This window comes from Rhabdothermincola sediminis (assembly GCF_014805525.1).
Taxonomy (GTDB): Bacteria; Actinomycetota; Acidimicrobiia; order Acidimicrobiales; family Acidimicrobilacustridaceae; genus Rhabdothermincola; species Rhabdothermincola sediminis.
The window spans coordinates 96,114-111,752 of sequence record NZ_JACFSZ010000011.1 but is presented as its reverse complement, the minus strand read 5'-3'; the positions used below and the strand labels follow the sequence as shown (position 1 = coordinate 111,752).

Sequence of the window (15,639 nt, the reverse complement as noted above, 5' to 3'; positions counted from 1 at the left end):
ACGCTCAGGCCGGCCGCGAGGCGGCTGCGGCGCGATCCTTGGCGAGCTCGTCGAGCGACTCGTACTCGTTGGTGGTGTCGACCCAGTCCTCGAACTGGATGACGCCGATCTCGGTGAAGCGGTCCCGCAGCCAACCGCCACCAGCATCGAGCAGCCCGAGCTTCTTGCAGTTGGGCACGATCTTCGAGAAGAGCATGAGCTGGAAGGGGTCTTCCAGCCGATCACCCTTGAAGCGACCGATCGCCAACCGAGGGTCGATGCCCATGCGGTCCCACACCTCGACCGCGAGCAGCCGATCCCGCATCCGCAGCGCAGCCTCGAACGCGAACTCCTGTCGCTCCCGCAGCTCGGCATCGGAGAGCTCCGCGTAGTACTCCTTGAGCGACAGCACCCCGAAGGCCACGTGGCGGGCTTCGTCGCTCATCACGTAGCGGAGGAGTTGCTTGAGCAGCGGTTCGGGGGTGAGGGCGTGCATGAAGCCGAACGCGGCCAGCGCCAGGCCTTCGACCATGATCTGCATGCCCAGGTAGGTCATGTCCCAGCGGCTGTCCTCGAGGATGTCGTCGAGCAGCATCCCGAGATGGGCGTTCAGGGGGTAATGGCCCGAGAGCTTCGTGTCCAGGTACTTGGCGAAGACCTCGACGTGGCGAGCCTCGTCCATCACCTGCGTGGCCGCGTAGTACTTCGCATCGATCCACGGCACCGTCTCGACGATCTTGGCCGTGCAGAGCAGGGCCCCTTGCTCACCGTGCATGAACTGGCTCAGCGTCCAGTTCTGCTGCTCGATGTTCCAGCGGATCCACTCCTTGCTGGTCCACTTCTCCAGCGGGGTGCCGGTGACGTCGAGGCCGGCGAACTCCCAGTTCGGCTCGGCGCCCGCGACCTGGACCGTCAGGGCCTCCTGGTCGACGTCGGTGTCCCAGGGGAGATCCGTCTCCCCGTTCCACTGGGCGTTCTTGGCCTTCTCGTAGAGCTTGTGGAGGCCGGGCCGGGCGCCCTTCTCGTAGTCCCAGGTGAAGATGGCATCCGCGTTGTCGCGCACCACGTGCACCGAACCGACGTAGGGGTGCTGGAGCGCAGCGGTGACGATGGCGTCCACATCGTTGGCTTCGTCACGCCCGATGAGTTCCCGATCCGACATCTGCCTCCCCCTTGGACCCGGACGGCGCCGCAGCGCCGGCGTGGCCTCATGATAACGGCACCGTCACCAAGCGCCCACCGGCAGCCACGACCCCGGCGGGAGGCTCTCAGCGCGCTACCGAAGCGCAGTGAGGATGCCGCAGCGCACGATGGTGAGCCGGACCGGTGCCCTGACCGGTGAGGTTGTGAGCCGTGAGGATGAGTCCCACGTGCGAGAAGGCCTGGGGGAAGTTGCCCAACTGGCGGCTGTCCTCGACGTCGTACTCCTCGGACAGCAGGCCCACGTCGTTGCGAAGAGCCAGCAACCGCTCGAAGCCCGTCCGGGCCTCCGCCACGCGGCCGAGGAGCACCAGGTTGTCGAGCAACCAGAAGGTGGTGAGGAGGAAGGCGCCTTCGCCCGGTGGGAGCCCGTCGACCGTCGTCGTCGATGCATCGGCCTTACCGGACCCGCCGGTGTCGCCGGCGTCGTGGATCGCCTCGGTGCGATAACGGCGCACGAAGCCGTCGACGAGCAGCTCACGCTGGATCGCCTCCACCGTGCCCACGATGCGCGGATCGGTCGCGGGCAGGAAACCCACCAGCGCCAGCATGAGGCAGCTCGCATCCAGCTCGCTCGAGCCGTAGTACTGGGTGAACGCCCCCACCGCGGGGTCGTATCCCTTCTCGCAGATCTCACGGTGCATGTCGTCCCGCAACTGCATCCAACGCGACAGGTCCGGCAGGTGCGGCCGGCTCCCTGCTCGTGCGCTCAGCTCGCACAGATGGATCCACCGATCGATGGCCACCCAGGCCATGACCTTCGAGTGCACGAAGTGCCGGCGCGGCCCTCGCACCTCCCAGATCCCGTCGTCTGGTTCCGTCCAGACCTCGCGCACGTGTTCCACCAGCATGCGGGCCAGATCCCAGGCGTCCGGCGGCAGCTCGTTGCCGAGGCAGGCGTGCGAGTGCAGGAACATGTCCATGACCTCGCCGTAGACGTCGAGCTGGAACTGCCCGCTGGCCGCATTCCCGATCCGAACCGGGGCGGAGCCTTCGTAGCCGGGCAACCAGTCGATGACCGTCTCGACCAGGCGGCGTTCCCCACCGATCCCGTACATGATCTGCATCTTGTCGGGGCTACCGGCGATGACCCGGCGCAGCCATTCGCTCCACGCCACCGCTTCGCTCGCGTATCCCGCCTCACTCAGCGCCGAGAGCGTGAACGTCGCATCGCGCAGCCAGCAGTAGCGGTAGTCCCAGTTGCGCACCCCACCCAGGTACTCAGGAAGCGACGTCGTCGCCGCCGCGACCACCCCGCCGGTCGGGGCGTGTGTGAGGGCCTTGAGCGTGATGAGTGAACGCATCACCGCATCCGCGTAGTCACCCTCGTAGGCGCAGCGAGCGGACCAGACCTGCCACCAGCGTTCGGTGTCCTCGAGGACTACCAGGGCGTCGATCGGTTCGGGAACCGCCTCGTGCGACGGGAACCACTGCATCACGAACGGCACCCGGTCACCGCTGCTCACGTCGAAAGAGGCGACCGTGTCGAGGTCCCGACCTTCGAGTTCCACCGGCGTGCGCAGCACCAGCCCGTCGGCACCGCCGATCGCGACCCTACCCCCCTCGATGGCTCGCACCCACGGGACGATGGCGCCGTAGTCGAAGCGAACGATGAGCTCCAGGTCGATCCTGACCGTCCCCGAGCGGCCTTCGACGATCCGCACCAACTCGACGCCGCGACGCCGGACGGGCATGAAATCGATGACTGCCACCTGCCCGGTGGGCGTGGTGAACACCGTCTCGAGCACCAGCGTGTCGCCCCGGTACCGGCGATCGACCCTCGACGGCCGGTCATGCGGCGCGAGGAGCCAGCGACCGTGGTGGCGATCACCGAGCAGGGCCGCGAAGCAGGCAGCGCTGTCGAAGCGAGGCGCGCAGAACCAGTCGATGGACCCGTCACGACCGACCAGGGCGACCGTCTCGGTGTCACCGATGATGGCGTAGTCCTCGATCAGCGACGGCATGCCCGGTCAGCTTGCCACCTCACCGATCGTCCCGGCCGACACGGAACCAGGGACCACCGCTACGTTTCCCGCATGCCTCGTGGGGAACCCGACGCGAACCGACCACGCTCGGACGCACTGGTGATGTTCGGCGCCAGCGGTGATCTCGCCCACAAGAAGCTCTTCCCGGCCATCTACCGCCTGGCTGCCCGGGGCCTGCTCGACGTCCCGGTCATCGGGGTCGCCCTCGACCGCTGGACCGACGACGACCTGCGGGCACGCGCCGAGCAGGCCGTGCGTGAGCAGGGTGGGCACTGGAACCAGGCCGTGTTCGACCGCCTTGCCTCCTTCATGCGATACGTGTCCGGCGACTACCAGGATCCCGACACGTTCGCCCGGCTCCGCGCGGCCGTCGGCGGTGCCCGCCACCCCATCTTCCACCTCGCGATCCCTCCTTCGATGTTCGCCACCGTGGCCAGCAGCCTCGCTGCTGCGGGGCTCGCCGAGGGGGCGCGGCTCATCGTCGAGAAGCCCTTCGGGCGCGACCTCGCCAGCGCCATCGAGCTCAACGACATCCTGCACGAGCATTTCCCGGAGAGCGCGATCTTCCGGATCGACCACTTCATCGGCAAGGAGTCGATGCGCAACCTGCTCATAACTCGCTTCACCAACACCATCCTCGAACCGCTGTGGAACCGGTCGTACGTCCGGTCGGTGAAGATCACCATGGCCGAGGCGTTCGGGGTGGAGGACCGGGGTGGGTTCTACGACGGCGTGGGCGCACTACGCGACGTGATGCAGAACCACCTGCTGCAGATGGTCGCGCTGGTGGCCATGGAACAGCCCGTGAACGAGAGCAGCCGCGCGTTGCGCGACGAGAAGGCCAAGGCCCTCGCCGCGGCTCGCCCCGTGGATCCCGGCCACTACGTCCGCGGCCAGTACGAGGGCTATCTCGAGGTGGATGGCGTTCGACCGGGATCCGACACCGAGACCTTCGGTGCGTTCCGGCTCGACATCGACTCGCCCCGCTGGCACGGGGTGCCGTTCTTCCTGCGCGCCGGGAAGGCGTTGGCCGAGACCGTCACCGAGATGACCGTGGAGCTGCACTCGCCCCCGGTGCCCTTGTGGATGCCGCGCCACAAAGACGAGCTGCCGCCGAACACCATCCGCATCGAGGTGAAGCCCAACAGCTTCACCGCGGTCACGATGCTCCAGAAGGTGCCCGGCGAGCAGATGACCCCCCGACCGATCACCATCGCGCCGCCCGAGCAGCTGTGGACCGACGTCGGCCCCGAGCCGTACGAGTTGCTCATCGAGGAGGCGATGGCGGGAGACCCGACGCTGTTCGCCCGGGAGGACTCCATCGAGGAGTCCTGGCGGATCGTGGAGCCGATCCTGACCCACCGCCCACCGACCGCGGTGTACCCGCGGGGGTCGTGGGGACCGCCGGCAGCCGAGGCGCTGGTACACGGGTACGGCCGCTGGCCGGGGGAGCCGCCGGCGGCGTCGCGCTGATGGAAGACGGCCGCCCCGAGGTGTACCTGGTCCGGCACGGCGCGACCGACTGGAGCGTGAGTGGCCGCCACACCGGCCGCACCGACCTCCCACTCAACGACACCGGGCGCGGCCAAGCCGACGGCGTCGCCCATCTGCTCGCCGGGCGACCGTTCGCCCTGGTACTCGTGAGCCCGCTCCGCCGGGCGCAGGAGACCTGCGCCGCGGCGGGCTACCTGGACCGAGCGGTCACCACGACGGACCTTCGCGAATGGGACTACGGAGACTACGAGGGCCTGACCACGGCCGAGATCCGCCAGCGCGTACCCGGCTGGACCGTCTGGACCGGGCCCATCCCCGGTGGTGAACGCCTCGAGGACGTCGCCGAGCGGGCCCGACGGGTGATCGACCGCGCGCTCGGCGCCGGCGGAGACGTGGCGCTCTTCGCCCACGGTCACATCTTGCGGGTGCTCGCCGCCTGCTGGTGCGAGCTCCCGCCGCGGGAGGGGCGACGCTTCCCACTCGAGACCGCGACGTTGTCGGTCCTCGGTTGGGAGCACGAGCATCGGGGGGTGCGACTCTGGAACCGTCCCTCGTCCCGAAAGACCTGAGATCGTTGGCCGCGCCAGCACCGCCAGGACACGTCGAGGCACGAACCGTCGAGGCACCACGCTTCCCATTCTGTTCACCGACGCGCGCTGATGAGCCGCGGATCCATGAACAGTTCGGGGGCGTAGCGCAGGTCAGGCGAAGTACTGCCGAAGTCTGCGATCGACGTCGGCACGGAACCGGTCGATCGCGCTGGTGACGTAGGCGACTGGGTCGAGATCGTCGTTCACGATCAGCGGCGCGAGGTCCATCGCCACAGTCACCTCGTCGCAGGCATCGGGCTCCCGGGGATCGTCGAACACCGCATTTGCCCGCCTCCGACCCGCCGCGGCCAGATCGAAGCGCTTCCCACCCTCGATCTGGGTGCGGAACACGGCCACCAGACCCTCGGCGAGCTCCGCGAACGGGGTGACATCGAGCCGGACCTTCTCGTGGTCGTCGAGCCAGTCGAGATCACGCCATCCCTCGCAGCCCACCAGGCGCGCCGGCCGCTGCTGCGGTGCCAGTGAGCGAATGGCGCGCACCACGGCACACCCGACCGCCACGTGGGTGGGGTGCTTGTCGGCGAGGTTGTGCGTGTACACGTTGACCGGGCGGGTCTGCTCCAGCAGCGCCGCCAGCTCGCCGACCAGCGACTCGAACCCGTCCGGTGAGCGCACGTGACCGCTCGGACGGCCGAGGAGGGCGACGGCGGAGTAGCCGCCGAGGTCGGCGGCGCGGATCTGCTCCTCGCGCCGCGCCGCGATGAGCTCGCGGTCGGTCAACCCCGCCGCCTGGCCCGATCGCGTCGAGCCAGCGCCGTCGGTGCACACGATGCCCGTGAACCACCGGTGCTCGTCCGCCGCGCACTGGCCGATGGCCGCCATGGCCAGTAGCTCGAGATCGTCCGGATGGGCGACGACACCGAGGTCGGTCGTGCGAGCGAGCGCCTCGGACGCGCCGGAGCCGTCGGGGACGTGGAGGTCGGCGGGCCTCACTCGCCGCCGTCGTCGCCGGAGTCGCCGGACTCCCCTTCAGCTCCGCTCGCCCCCCCGGTGAGCGGACCGGTGACCGCCTGCACCACGGACTTCGCGAGCTCTCGCTGGGTTTTGAGCACCCGCTCGGTGAACTCGAAGGCGTCATCGAGCAACTTGTCGATCGCCTCACGGTCACCCGGTGCGACCGATGCCAGGTTGTCCGCGAAGGAGCGGCCGGCGTCGAGGATGGCCTCCTGGCTGCGGCGCACCAACTCGAAGACCTGGTCCTGCAGTTTGCTGATGTCCGGTGTCTCTGCCATCGGGCCTCCTGTCTCGCTCCCGGCCGGGTGGCCGGAGCGGTCTCACTCTCGTGCTCGATCTGTCTCCACGTGGCGATGCCGCTGGACGGGGATCTTCGGGAGAGCGTCCACCGCGGCCGCGTCCAGGTCCAGCACCACTTGACCCTCGTCGAAACGGGCCGAGCCCACGGGGATCAGCACGTCGTCGTCGTGGCGGAAGACGTGACCCTGGCGCAGGACGATGTGCGTGATGTGCCCGTCGGCCGGATCCACGAGGAACTCGTCGACCTGCCCGAGCCTCGACCCGTCGGACGCGACGACGTCGTCGCCGCGCCTGATCGACACCTCACCCTTCGGGATGCGCTCGTGCTCGGCGAGGGCCCAACCCTCGATGGGGGACACGTACGGCTCGAGGAAGTAGGAGCCAGGATCCAGCGCCAGCTCGTCGTACGTGACCGCCGGATCGGGCCGGTCGTAGCTGGGCTCGTCGAACTGGTCGCACTGCTCGACCCCGGCGTCGTCCAGGCTGACCGACACGACCTCAGGCGTCGCGTCGAGGACCGCGCGCTCGGGCACCAGCACCCGCGGACCGAGGCGGTGGCGCAGCACCACGAGGTGCGTGACCCGGCGGCTGGTCGGATCGACGATCAGGGCGTCGACCTTGCCCAGCTCACCCTGGGGGCCTCGCACCACCGCACCGACGCGGAACTGGCTCACGACCCGATGCTACGGCACCGGTTCCGCGGCGGCCTGGTCTCCCGGCCCGAGCTGTCCGGGACCTGCCACCCGGTCACCGGGCGACTCGCCGGCAGCGGGACCGTCCCGCCGCTGTAGCTCCTTGCAGACCCGGTAGGTGGCCACCCCCACGACCGGAGGCACCGTGAACAGTAGGACCCGGAACGCCACCAGGACGGCGTTGAGTGACAGATCGAACGCGATCGCGAGGACGTCGTTCGAACCGGCGAAACCCAGGACGGTGTAGAAGGACAGCGTGGCCGCGCCGAGGGCGGTGCGCACCGGTCGGTCACGCGGCCGATCGAGCACGTGGTGCGCCCGACGGTCCTCGGTGACCCGGGCTTCGATCCAGGGCCAGAGGTAGAGCAGGGTGAAGGTGACCCCGGGTAGCAACACCGCCGCCCAGAACGGGTTCGGGATCTGGTAGCCCCAGCCCCGCCACTCCCAGTTGGGCATGAGGCGCAAAGCGCCTTCGAGCCAGCCCATGTACCAGTCCGGCTGGGAGGCAGAGCTGACGTTCTGGGTCTGGTAGGGGCCCCACATCCACACGGGGTTGATCTGCGCCAGGCCACCCAGTGCGGCGAGCACGGCGCCCACCAGGAAGAACAGCCCACCCGCTTTGAAGACATAGGTGGGCCAGAGTCGTTCGCCCACGACGTTGTCGTCCCGCGCACCCTTGCCCGGGAAGTGCGTGTGCTTGTGCCGGACGAGCAGACCGAGGTGGAGCACGAGTAGCCCGGTGATGATCACCGGGACGATGAGGATGTGGATGGCGAACAGCCTCGGGATGATGTCCTCGCCGGGGAACCCCCCTCCGAACAGCAGCGACGCAGCCCACGGACCGATGAAGGGTACGGAGAGCAGCACCGAGTACGCTATGCGGACACCCGTGCCGGAGAGCTGGTCGTCGGGGAGGGAGTAGCCAGCGAAGCCGTTGACGATGCCGAGCAGCAGCAGGGTGATCCCGATCACCCAGTTCAGCTCCCGAGGGCGGCGGAACGCTCCGGTGAAGAACACCCGGGCCAGGTGCACGACGATCGCGGCGACGAACACCAGGGCCGCCCAGTGGTGCATCTGACGCATCACCAGCCCGGCACGGACGTCGAAGCTGAGATCGAGGGTCGATTTGTAGGCCTGCGACACCTCGACCCCCTGGAGCGGCTCGTAGCTGCCGTCGTAGGTCACCGGTTCGGTGCTTGCCTTGAAGAAGAACGTGAGGAAGACGCCGGTGATGACGAGCACGACGAACGAGTAGAGGGCGATCTCGCCGAGCAGGAACGACCAGTGGTTGGGGAACACCTTCTGCAGCGTGCTCCGCCCGGCGCGCGCCACCCCCACCCGGTCGTCGACCCACCGCGCCAGGCGCCCGGCACGGGTTCGCGCCGATGGGAGCCCACCCTCGTTCACGAGCCGCGCTCCCACTGGCGGTCCTGGTTCCAGAACCCCGGCCCGATCGGATCGGAGAACCCGCCCTCGGCGATCAGGTACCCCTCGTCGTCGACACCGAGGGGAAGCTGCGGCAGCGATGTGGTCGCCGGTCCGAACACCGGCTTCGCTCCCTGGTACACGTCGAAGGTCGACTGGTGGCAGGGACAGAGCAACTGCCCGAACCGCGCCTCGTAGAGACCGACCGGGCAGCCGACATGGGTGCACACCTTCGAGTACGCCACCAGGCCGTCGACCGTCCAGCTCTCCCGGCCAGGTCTCGGGGTGAAGGTCCGGCCTGGGTCCAGCTTGATGAGCATGGTCTGCGCATACTCGTCAGCGAGATCACCCTCGGGGAACACGGTCAGCACGCCGTCGACGCGGAGGTCCTCCGGACGCACCGGGTTGCCGGTCTCGTCGACCAGGCGCATCCCGCGACGGAACGGCGAGCGCACCATCCACTCCCCTGGTCTCGGCCCCAGCGAGCGGATGGGGAACAGCACTGCGAGACCGAGCGCCGCGCCGGCACCGAGCATGAGCTTGGTGAGCAGGCTGCGGCGCTCGAGCTCGTACTCGCCCGATTCGAAATCGGCCGTGAAGGCCTCGATCTCCTCCGGGGTCGACCCCATGCGGCCCCGAGGCTCGACGTCGGGGCCCTCGGGCATGAAGCGCTTGGCCCACAACACCATCGCCACCCCGAACCCGCCGAGCGCCAGGGCCAGGAACACCCCTTCGAGCTGTGCCTGCCCACCCTCCCAGTACACGACGGCGAGCGCGAGGCCGCCGACGATGCTGAGCACGAAGAACGCGGCGGGCAGCCGCTCACCGTGGCGGCGGGGGCCACCCGCCATCGACGCCCCGGCCGGCGCAAGGTCGTCGGTCCCGGGTTCAGGCCTCGGGGCACCGCCCGCGTCGTGTGCCTCAGCCATGGGCCCTCCTGTGCTCACGCCGCTCCTTCGTGATCCACCGCGCGATCAGCACCAGGCCACCGAGCCCGACCAGCCAGGCCACGAGCCCCTCGGGAACCGGGCCGGCGGACCCGATCCGCAGGCCACCCGGGTGTTCGGGATCCTGGAGGTAGAGGACGTACCGCACGATCGAGTCGAGCTGCTCGTCCGAGAGCGTGTCCGGTCCGAACACTGGCATCTGACCGGGACCGATCCGAGGCGCCTCGCCGATCTGGGTCGGCGCCACGCTGAGGAGCGGCGGTGCCTGGTTCCCGTGGCTGAGCGCGCCACCGATCCCGGTCGAGTTGTGGCAGGCCGCGCAGTTCGCCAGGTAGAGCTGGCCACCCTCGGCGAGGTCCCCCCGCTCGGGCCGGATGTCGGGCACGGGCGGCCCATCACCGAGGGAAGCCACGTAGGCGACGAGCTGGATGATCTGCTCGTCGGTGTAGGCGGGAGGCTTGGCCGGGGACTGCGGGGCGGGGGCCGCCAGGGGCATCCGGCCCGTGCGGAGGAAGAAGTCGGCAGAGGCGGCGCCCACGCCGATGAGGGTCGGGTAGTCGGCGGTGCCCTGCCCCCCCACCCCGTGGCAACTCACGCAGCCGGTGAGGTAGAGCCGCTCCCCGGCGGCCACCATCTCCGGGTCGCGGTTGGCCTCGAGCTGGACGGCCGCGGGGCTCCCCGGCTGCGGCGCCACGGCGGTATCGGGTTCCTGTGACTCGTCAGCTCCCGCCCGCCCGGCCGTGACCGCCAGCGCCAGCGTGCCACCGAGGACGAGCAGCGTCGCCGCCAGCGTGGCGCGGACCTTCATCGGATCACGAACACGACGACGAACAGCACGACCCAGACGACATCCACGAAGTGCCAGTAGTAGCTGACGACCCGCAGGGTCTGCGTCGAGGGGACACGGCTGTAGCGGCTGAAGACCACCCAGCCCACCAGCGCCAGCGCGACCAGCCCACCGAACACGTGCAGGCCGTGGAACCCGGTGAGCAGGTAGAAGATCGTCCCGTAGGCGTGGCTGTCGATGCCGAACCCGAGGACCGAGTACTCGAGCACCTGGTTGGTCAGGAACAGCGCGCCGAGCACGATCGTGGCGATCAGGTACCACGAGGCCGCCCGCCGCCGGCCGCGCTCGGAGGCGACGACCGACGCGTGGACGGTGAAGCTGGACGCCACCAGCACCGAGGTGAACACCGCCGCTCGGAGGAGGTCCAGATGGACGTCCGCGGGCGGCCAATTCGGTGCGTTGTGAGCCAACAGCGCGAAGTAGGCGCCGAAGAGGCCGGCGAAGAACATCACCTCCGAGGCCAGCCAGATGACGACGCCGACGCCGAGGGGCGACGGCACGTCGTCCGGTCGGTCCACGGTGGCCAGCCCGGTCACGTGCCCATGTTTGCAGAACGCTGCACCTCACGTGCTGCTCGGCACAGGAGTACCGTCGGATCGCGATGGAGGCGCTGCCACCGGCTTCGATCGAGAGCCTCGTGTCCGAATCGGCGCTCGCAGCACCCAGCGCGCTACTCATCATCACCTGCGGCGTGCTCTACCTCCTCGGTGTCCGACGGCTGCGCGCACGAGGACGGCAGTGGTCCATCGCTCGCTCGGCCGCGTTCGGATCGGGCCTCGTGGTGCTCGTGATCGCGACCCAGTCCGGTCTCGCCGCCTACGGTCACGTGCTGTTCAGCGCTCACGTGGCCGAGCACGTGTCGATCGGCATGGTCGCCCCGTTCCTGCTGGCACTGGGTGCGCCCGCGACGCTCGCCCTGCAAGCCTCGAGCCGTCCCGTCCAGGTGCGGTTCCTGCGGGTGCTGCACAGCCGCCCGGTGTCTCTGGTCACCCATCCCGTCGTGGCATGGCTGCTGTTCGGCGTGACGCTCTTCGGGCTGTACTTCACCCCGCTCTACCAGCTCTCGCTAGAGAACCACGTGGTACACCATCTGGTGCACGCGCACTTCCTGCTCACGGGCTGCGTGTTCTTCTGGGCGGTCATCGGCCTGGACCCGGTGAGTCATCGGATCCACTACGGATTCCGCCTCCTCCTCGTCATGCTGACCGTGCCGTTCCACGCATTCCTGGGACTGGCGCTCATGGTCGGTGACGAACCTCTGGCGCGCAGCTACTACGAGCACACGCCACGACCCGACGGTGCACCGCTCCTCGCCGATCAACACCTCGGGGCCGGGCTGATGTGGGCGGTGGGTGATCTCACCGGGCTCGTGGCGGGGGCGGTGGTCCTCGTTCAGTGGATGGCACACGAGAGCCGGATCAGCCGCCGAGCCGACGCCCGTGAGGACCACATGCTCGGCGCGGTCGGATGAGCGGCTCGATCGGACGCCGCCCGATGGCGCGGGTCGTCGCACTCGTCTCGTCGGCGGCGTGGCTGCTCGTGTCCTGCTCTTCCACGGGCGGGGCACCGGACCAGGTCACCGAGCAAGGAAGGAACTTCACGCAGACCTGGCGGGTGTTCTTGTCCGGCGCGGTCGCGGTCACGGCCCTGATCTGGCTCCTGGTGCTCGTGGCCGCGATCCGCTTCCGGCGCCGAGGCGACGGGATGCCGGACCAGCGGCAGTACAACATCCCGATCGAGGTCCTCTACACGGTCGTGCCGGTGATCATCGTCGCCACCCTCTTCACCCTCACGGTCGTGACCCAGCGGGGCTTCACGGACCTCGACGACGACCCGGACCTCACCGTGGAGGTCACCGGCTTCCAGTGGCAGTGGCGGTTCGACTACGTCGACCAGGGAGTCACGGTCAACGGCACCGATGCGGCGATGCCCCCGCTCGTGCTGCCGATCGGGCGCACGGTGCGCATCGAGCTCCGGGCCCATGACGTGATCCACTCGTTCTGGGTGCCCGAGTTCCTCGAGAAGCGCGACCTCATCCCGGGCGTCGACAACGCGATCGACGTCAAGATCACCAAGCCGGGCAAATGGCGGGGGCGGTGCGCGGAGTACTGCGGGCTGGACCACTGGAAGATGACCTTCGACGTCTATGCCGTTCCCGCGGCGGAGTACGACGCCTGGATCGCACAGACCCGGTCGCTGCCGCAACCCGTCCTGGCACCACTCGAGCTGCCACCATCGGGAACGGAGGCCTCATCGTGACCGTGCTCGACGACCGGCCGGCTGCGACTCCCGAGCCTGCACGCCCCGAAGCCCACGGGCGTCCCACCGGATTGCTCCGTTGGTTCACCAGCACCGACCACAAGGACATCGGACTCGCCTACATGGTGACCGCGTTCGCGTTCTTCCTCATCGGCGGGGTGCTCGCACTCGCGATCCGGGCGCAGCTCGCCCAACCCGAGCAACACATCCTCGGCACCGACACCTACAACCAGTTCTTCACCATGCACGGCAGCATCATGCTGTTCCTGTTCGCCGGCCCCTTCGCGTTCGGGTTGGCGAACTACCTCGTGCCGCTGCAGGCGGGAGCCCGAGACATGGCGCTGCCCCGCCTCAACCTGTTCTCGTACTGGGTCTACCTGGCAGGCGGCCTCACCATGCTGTCCAGCTTCCTCACATCGAACGGCCCCCCCAGCTTCGGCTGGTTCGCCTACACGCCACTCTCCGATGGCGTGCGCTCGCCCGGGGTGGGGGGTGACCTCTGGATCGCCGGCGTCGCCCTCACGGGCCTGTCGGGGATCCTCACCGCGGTGAACATCCTCACGACCGTGGCCACCATGCGCGCGCCCGGCATGACCATGTTCCGCTTGCCGATCTTCACCTGGAACATGATCGTGACCAGCATCCTCGTGCTGATCGCCTTCCCGGTGCTCACCGCGGCAGCGGTCATGCTCTTCGCTGACCGGTACTTCGGCGGGCACGTGTTCGACGCGGCGAACGGCGGCATGCCACTGCTGTGGCAGCACCTGTTCTGGTTCTTCGGCCACCCCGAGGTCTACATCCTGGTCCTGCCGTTCTTCGGTGTGGTGACCGAGATCTTCCCCGTCTTCGCCCGGCGACCCGTCTTCGGCTACCGGGGGCTGGTCTTCGCCACGATGGCCATCGGGGCGCTCTCGATCGGTGTCTGGGCGCATCACATGTACGCCACCGGCGCGGTGCTGCTCCCCTTCTTCGCCGCACTCACCATGCTCATCGCGGTGCCGACGGGCGTGAAGTTCTTCAACTGGATCGGCACGATGTGGGGCGGCCAGCTCGTGTTCGCCACCCCGCTGCTCTTCGCGATCGGCTTCCTGGTCACGTTCGTGATGGGAGGGGTGACCGGGGTGATGCTCTCCTCTCCCTCGCTCGACTTCCACCTGCACGACTCGTACTTCGTGGTCGCCCACTTCCACTACGTGCTCTTCGGTGGTTCGGTCTTCGCGCTGTTCGCCGGCGTCTACTACTGGTTCCCGAAGTTCACCGGCCGGATGCTCCACGAGGGCTGGGGACATGTGCACTTCTGGATGATGTTCGTCGGATTCCAGCTCACCTTCTTCGTGCAGCACATCCTGGGCCTCGAAGGGATGCCCCGGCGCGTGTGGTCCTACCTCGAGAGCGACGGGTTCACCACCCTGAACCTGATCTCGTCCATCGGTTCCGGCATCCTCGGGGCGTCGACGCTCGTGTTCCTCTGGAACGTCTGGACGACCACTCGCAACGGAAAGCCCGCGGGGTCCGACCCGTGGGGAGGCCACACGCTGGAGTGGTGCACACCCTCACCGCCACCACCCGGTAACTTCGTCGACGCCCTCCCACCGATCCGCAGCGAACGGCCGCTGTGGGACCACAACCATCCCCAGCATCGTTCACCACGAGAGCACGGTCGACCCACCGGACAACCGAGGGGATGGGTGGGATGAGCGGCGGACAGGAGGAGTTCCCGGTGCCGGCCATCGAGGACGAGGGGGGCACCCACGTGGCTACGGGGATCAGCGCGGTCGAGCCTCCCCGGGGTCTCCCGACCGAATCGAAGGTGTTCCTCGCCATCGGTGGCTTCTACCTGCTCATCGCCGTCATCTACGCGGCGACGGCCTACGAATGGGCCGGAGTGGCGCTGCTGGGACTGGCCAGCGTGTTCGCGTTCATCGTCGCCGGTTATCTCGCCTGGCGGGTCCGGGACGTGCAACCCGAAGCAGAGGCCACCGAATACCCTGACCTGGCGGGCCCCCCGGTGCACGAGGGGCTCTACCTCCCCCACAGCAGCGTGTGGCCGCTGGGGGCCGGCGCCGGCGCTGCACTGATGCTCGCCGGGATCCCGTTCGGCTGGTTCGTCTGGGTACCCGGCGTGGCGGTGCTCGGTCTCTCGCTGGTCGGCGCGGCCCGGCAGAGCCGGGACCGAGCCTGAGGGCTCAGCGCAGGTCCAGACGCCGGCGGTTGAGCGAGCGATCCAGGCGGGCGTTGATGCTCGGGGCCAGCGGGTCCTTGGCGAGGATGCGCAGGTTGCGGCCGGATCCTTCGATGAGGACCACGTCATCGACCCCGACACCCTCCGGCACCAGCGCGGCCGGGAAGTACCACTCCTCTTCGGGCTCAGTGATCACGATGGTCGCCACCTCGTCATCGAGAGCGATCACCACACCGCTGCGGGTCGTCGTGTCCATCAGGACCTCTGGCATCTCGTCGGCCTCCCCACTCCCCTGTCGCTTCGAGCCGTCCGGGATCCGCTGCGCTTATAGAGGATCACGATTCATCAAATTGATGAATCGGCCGCGAGACTCATTTTTCCGGGCACCGAGCTGAGTCGGACGACCCATTCCCATCCGGCTCGACGGGCGGTCCAGCCGCACCTGGCTCCGGGCCGACTCCTCGGGCTCCTGGATCCGGGTCTCAGGCAGCGCGATCAGCACCGCTCCCGCTGCCCCAGCGGGCACCGCGAACACGCTGATCGCGGTGACGAACCCGGCTGTCACGGCCACCGTGCCGACCGCGACCAGCCCCACGGTCGAACCGACGACTCCTGCGCACACCAACCATCCGCCGATGGCCGCGCGCACGGACGTCGGGAACAGCTCCGTGGAGAATGCCAGCGCGGGCGGTGCGAAGGCCGAGCCGGCGAGCACCCTCAGCGGGTAGCCGACGGCCAGCGCGAGGGCCGAGCCGCCAGCAGCG

General features: G+C 68.7%; 17 protein-coding genes. 6 read left to right on the top strand and 11 right to left on the bottom strand.

What is annotated here, in order from left to right:
• Positions 1-4: 4 nt before the first annotated feature.
• Positions 5-1,141: a ferritin-like domain-containing protein gene (locus HZF19_RS10675; protein WP_208028763.1), complete on the bottom strand. Its 1,137-nt coding sequence runs from the start codon at positions 1,139-1,141 to the stop codon at positions 5-7.
• 106 nt (positions 1,142-1,247) lie between these two features.
• Positions 1,248-3,143: a glycoside hydrolase family 15 protein gene (locus tag HZF19_RS10670; RefSeq protein ID WP_208028762.1), complete on the bottom strand. Its 1,896-nt coding sequence runs from the start codon at positions 3,141-3,143 to the stop codon at positions 1,248-1,250.
• Positions 3,144-3,215: 72 nt separating this feature from the next.
• On the opposite strand from HZF19_RS10670, the gene zwf reads away from it, so the two are divergent.
• Together zwf and HZF19_RS10660 are read left to right on the top strand one after the other, a co-directional pair.
• Entirely contained in the window at positions 3,216-4,637 is a 1,422-nt protein-coding gene (gene zwf / locus HZF19_RS10665) for a glucose-6-phosphate dehydrogenase (RefSeq protein WP_208028761.1), read from the top strand.
• Complete coding sequence (locus HZF19_RS10660; RefSeq protein ID WP_208028760.1) at positions 4,637-5,227, top strand: histidine phosphatase family protein; 591 nt, start codon at positions 4,637-4,639, stop codon at positions 5,225-5,227. The genes zwf and HZF19_RS10660 overlap by 1 nt, the downstream gene beginning before the upstream one ends.
• A 132-nt stretch (positions 5,228-5,359) precedes the next feature.
• Here HZF19_RS10660 and HZF19_RS10655 read toward each other — a convergent pair whose 3' ends face one another.
• The 7 genes from HZF19_RS10655 to HZF19_RS10625 are packed head-to-tail and all read right to left on the bottom strand — an operon-like array spanning position 5,360 to position 10,970.
• On the bottom strand, positions 5,360-6,202 hold the full coding sequence (locus HZF19_RS10655) for a PIG-L deacetylase family protein (RefSeq protein WP_208028759.1): 843 nt from the start codon (positions 6,200-6,202) through the stop codon (positions 5,360-5,362).
• Positions 6,199-6,501, bottom strand: a complete 303-nt coding sequence (locus HZF19_RS10650) for a hypothetical protein (RefSeq protein WP_208028758.1) — start codon at positions 6,499-6,501, stop codon at positions 6,199-6,201. Before HZF19_RS10650 ends, HZF19_RS10655 begins: the two co-directional genes overlap by 4 nt.
• A 42-nt stretch (positions 6,502-6,543) precedes the next feature.
• Positions 6,544-7,197, bottom strand: coding sequence for a PRC-barrel domain-containing protein (locus HZF19_RS17150; protein WP_208028757.1), 654 nt, complete (start codon positions 7,195-7,197; stop codon positions 6,544-6,546).
• Positions 7,198-7,206: 9 nt separating this feature from the next.
• Positions 7,207-8,622: a cytochrome bc1 complex cytochrome b subunit gene (qcrB, locus tag HZF19_RS10640; RefSeq protein WP_208028756.1), complete on the bottom strand. Its 1,416-nt coding sequence runs from the start codon at positions 8,620-8,622 to the stop codon at positions 7,207-7,209.
• Positions 8,619-9,569: a ubiquinol-cytochrome c reductase iron-sulfur subunit gene (locus tag HZF19_RS10635; RefSeq protein ID WP_208028755.1), complete on the bottom strand. Its 951-nt coding sequence runs from the start codon at positions 9,567-9,569 to the stop codon at positions 8,619-8,621. The genes qcrB and HZF19_RS10635 overlap by 4 nt, the downstream gene beginning before the upstream one ends.
• A complete protein-coding gene (gene qcrC / locus HZF19_RS10630) occupies positions 9,562-10,395 on the bottom strand; it encodes a cytochrome bc1 complex diheme cytochrome c subunit (protein WP_208028754.1) in 834 nt (277 codons plus the stop codon). Before qcrC ends, HZF19_RS10635 begins: the two co-directional genes overlap by 8 nt.
• Positions 10,392-10,970 carry a cytochrome c oxidase subunit 3 gene (locus HZF19_RS10625; protein WP_208028753.1) on the bottom strand — a complete coding sequence of 193 codons (579 nt, stop codon included), beginning with the start codon at positions 10,968-10,970 and terminating at the stop codon, positions 10,392-10,394. The genes qcrC and HZF19_RS10625 overlap by 4 nt, the downstream gene beginning before the upstream one ends.
• Positions 10,971-11,035: 65 nt before the next feature.
• On the opposite strand from HZF19_RS10625, the gene HZF19_RS10620 reads away from it, so the two are divergent.
• Genes HZF19_RS10620 through ctaF form a run of 4 tightly spaced genes read left to right on the top strand, consistent with a single transcriptional unit; the run spans position 11,036 to position 14,875 of the window.
• Complete coding sequence (locus HZF19_RS10620; protein WP_208028752.1) at positions 11,036-11,905, top strand: cytochrome c oxidase assembly protein; 870 nt, start codon at positions 11,036-11,038, stop codon at positions 11,903-11,905.
• A gap of 23 nt (positions 11,906-11,928) precedes the next feature.
• Positions 11,929-12,693 (top strand): cytochrome c oxidase subunit II, encoded by a 765-nt coding sequence (gene coxB, locus HZF19_RS16375; RefSeq protein WP_235979827.1) that lies wholly within the window; start codon positions 11,929-11,931, stop codon positions 12,691-12,693.
• Positions 12,690-14,390, top strand: a complete 1,701-nt coding sequence (ctaD, locus tag HZF19_RS10615) for a cytochrome c oxidase subunit I (RefSeq protein WP_307781202.1) — start codon at positions 12,690-12,692, stop codon at positions 14,388-14,390. Before coxB ends, ctaD begins: the two co-directional genes overlap by 4 nt.
• The gene (ctaF, locus tag HZF19_RS10610; RefSeq protein WP_208028750.1) at positions 14,387-14,875 is read left to right on the top strand and encodes an aa3-type cytochrome oxidase subunit IV; all 489 of its coding nucleotides are present in this window, start codon (positions 14,387-14,389) and stop codon (positions 14,873-14,875) included. Before ctaD ends, ctaF begins: the two co-directional genes overlap by 4 nt.
• Positions 14,876-14,879: 4 nt before the next feature.
• Here the strand turns inward: ctaF and HZF19_RS10605 are convergent, their stop codons facing one another.
• Both HZF19_RS10605 and HZF19_RS10600 read right to left on the bottom strand, forming a co-directional pair.
• Complete coding sequence (locus HZF19_RS10605; RefSeq protein ID WP_208028749.1) at positions 14,880-15,146, bottom strand: hypothetical protein; 267 nt, start codon at positions 15,144-15,146, stop codon at positions 14,880-14,882.
• Positions 15,147-15,200: 54 nt separating this feature from the next.
• A complete protein-coding gene (locus tag HZF19_RS10600) occupies positions 15,201-15,590 on the bottom strand; it encodes a hypothetical protein (RefSeq protein ID WP_208028748.1) in 390 nt (129 codons plus the stop codon).
• Between the last annotated feature and the right edge of the window lie 49 nt (positions 15,591-15,639).

Excerpts from the sequence above, each read along its gene's own strand:
- HZF19_RS10675 (WP_208028763.1), bottom strand. The coding sequence starts at position 1,141 with ATGTCGGATCGGGAACTCATCGGGCGTGACGAAGCCAACGATGTGGAC.
- HZF19_RS10670 (WP_208028762.1), bottom strand. The coding sequence starts at position 3,143 with ATGCCGTCGCTGATCGAGGACTACGCCATCATCGGTGACACCGAGACG.
- zwf (WP_208028761.1), top strand. The coding sequence starts at position 3,216 with ATGCCTCGTGGGGAACCCGACGCGAACCGACCACGCTCGGACGCACTG.
- HZF19_RS10660 (WP_208028760.1), top strand. The coding sequence starts at position 4,637 with ATGGAAGACGGCCGCCCCGAGGTGTACCTGGTCCGGCACGGCGCGACC.
- HZF19_RS10650 (WP_208028758.1), bottom strand. The coding sequence starts at position 6,501 with ATGGCAGAGACACCGGACATCAGCAAACTGCAGGACCAGGTCTTCGAG.
- HZF19_RS10635 (WP_208028755.1), bottom strand. The coding sequence starts at position 9,569 with ATGGCTGAGGCACACGACGCGGGCGGTGCCCCGAGGCCTGAACCCGGG.
- qcrC (WP_208028754.1), bottom strand. The coding sequence starts at position 10,395 with ATGAAGGTCCGCGCCACGCTGGCGGCGACGCTGCTCGTCCTCGGTGGC.
- HZF19_RS10620 (WP_208028752.1), top strand. The coding sequence starts at position 11,036 with ATGGAGGCGCTGCCACCGGCTTCGATCGAGAGCCTCGTGTCCGAATCG.
- coxB (WP_235979827.1), top strand. The coding sequence starts at position 11,929 with ATGGCGCGGGTCGTCGCACTCGTCTCGTCGGCGGCGTGGCTGCTCGTG.
- ctaF (WP_208028750.1), top strand. The coding sequence starts at position 14,387 with ATGAGCGGCGGACAGGAGGAGTTCCCGGTGCCGGCCATCGAGGACGAG.
- HZF19_RS10605 (WP_208028749.1), bottom strand. The coding sequence starts at position 15,146 with ATGCCAGAGGTCCTGATGGACACGACGACCCGCAGCGGTGTGGTGATC.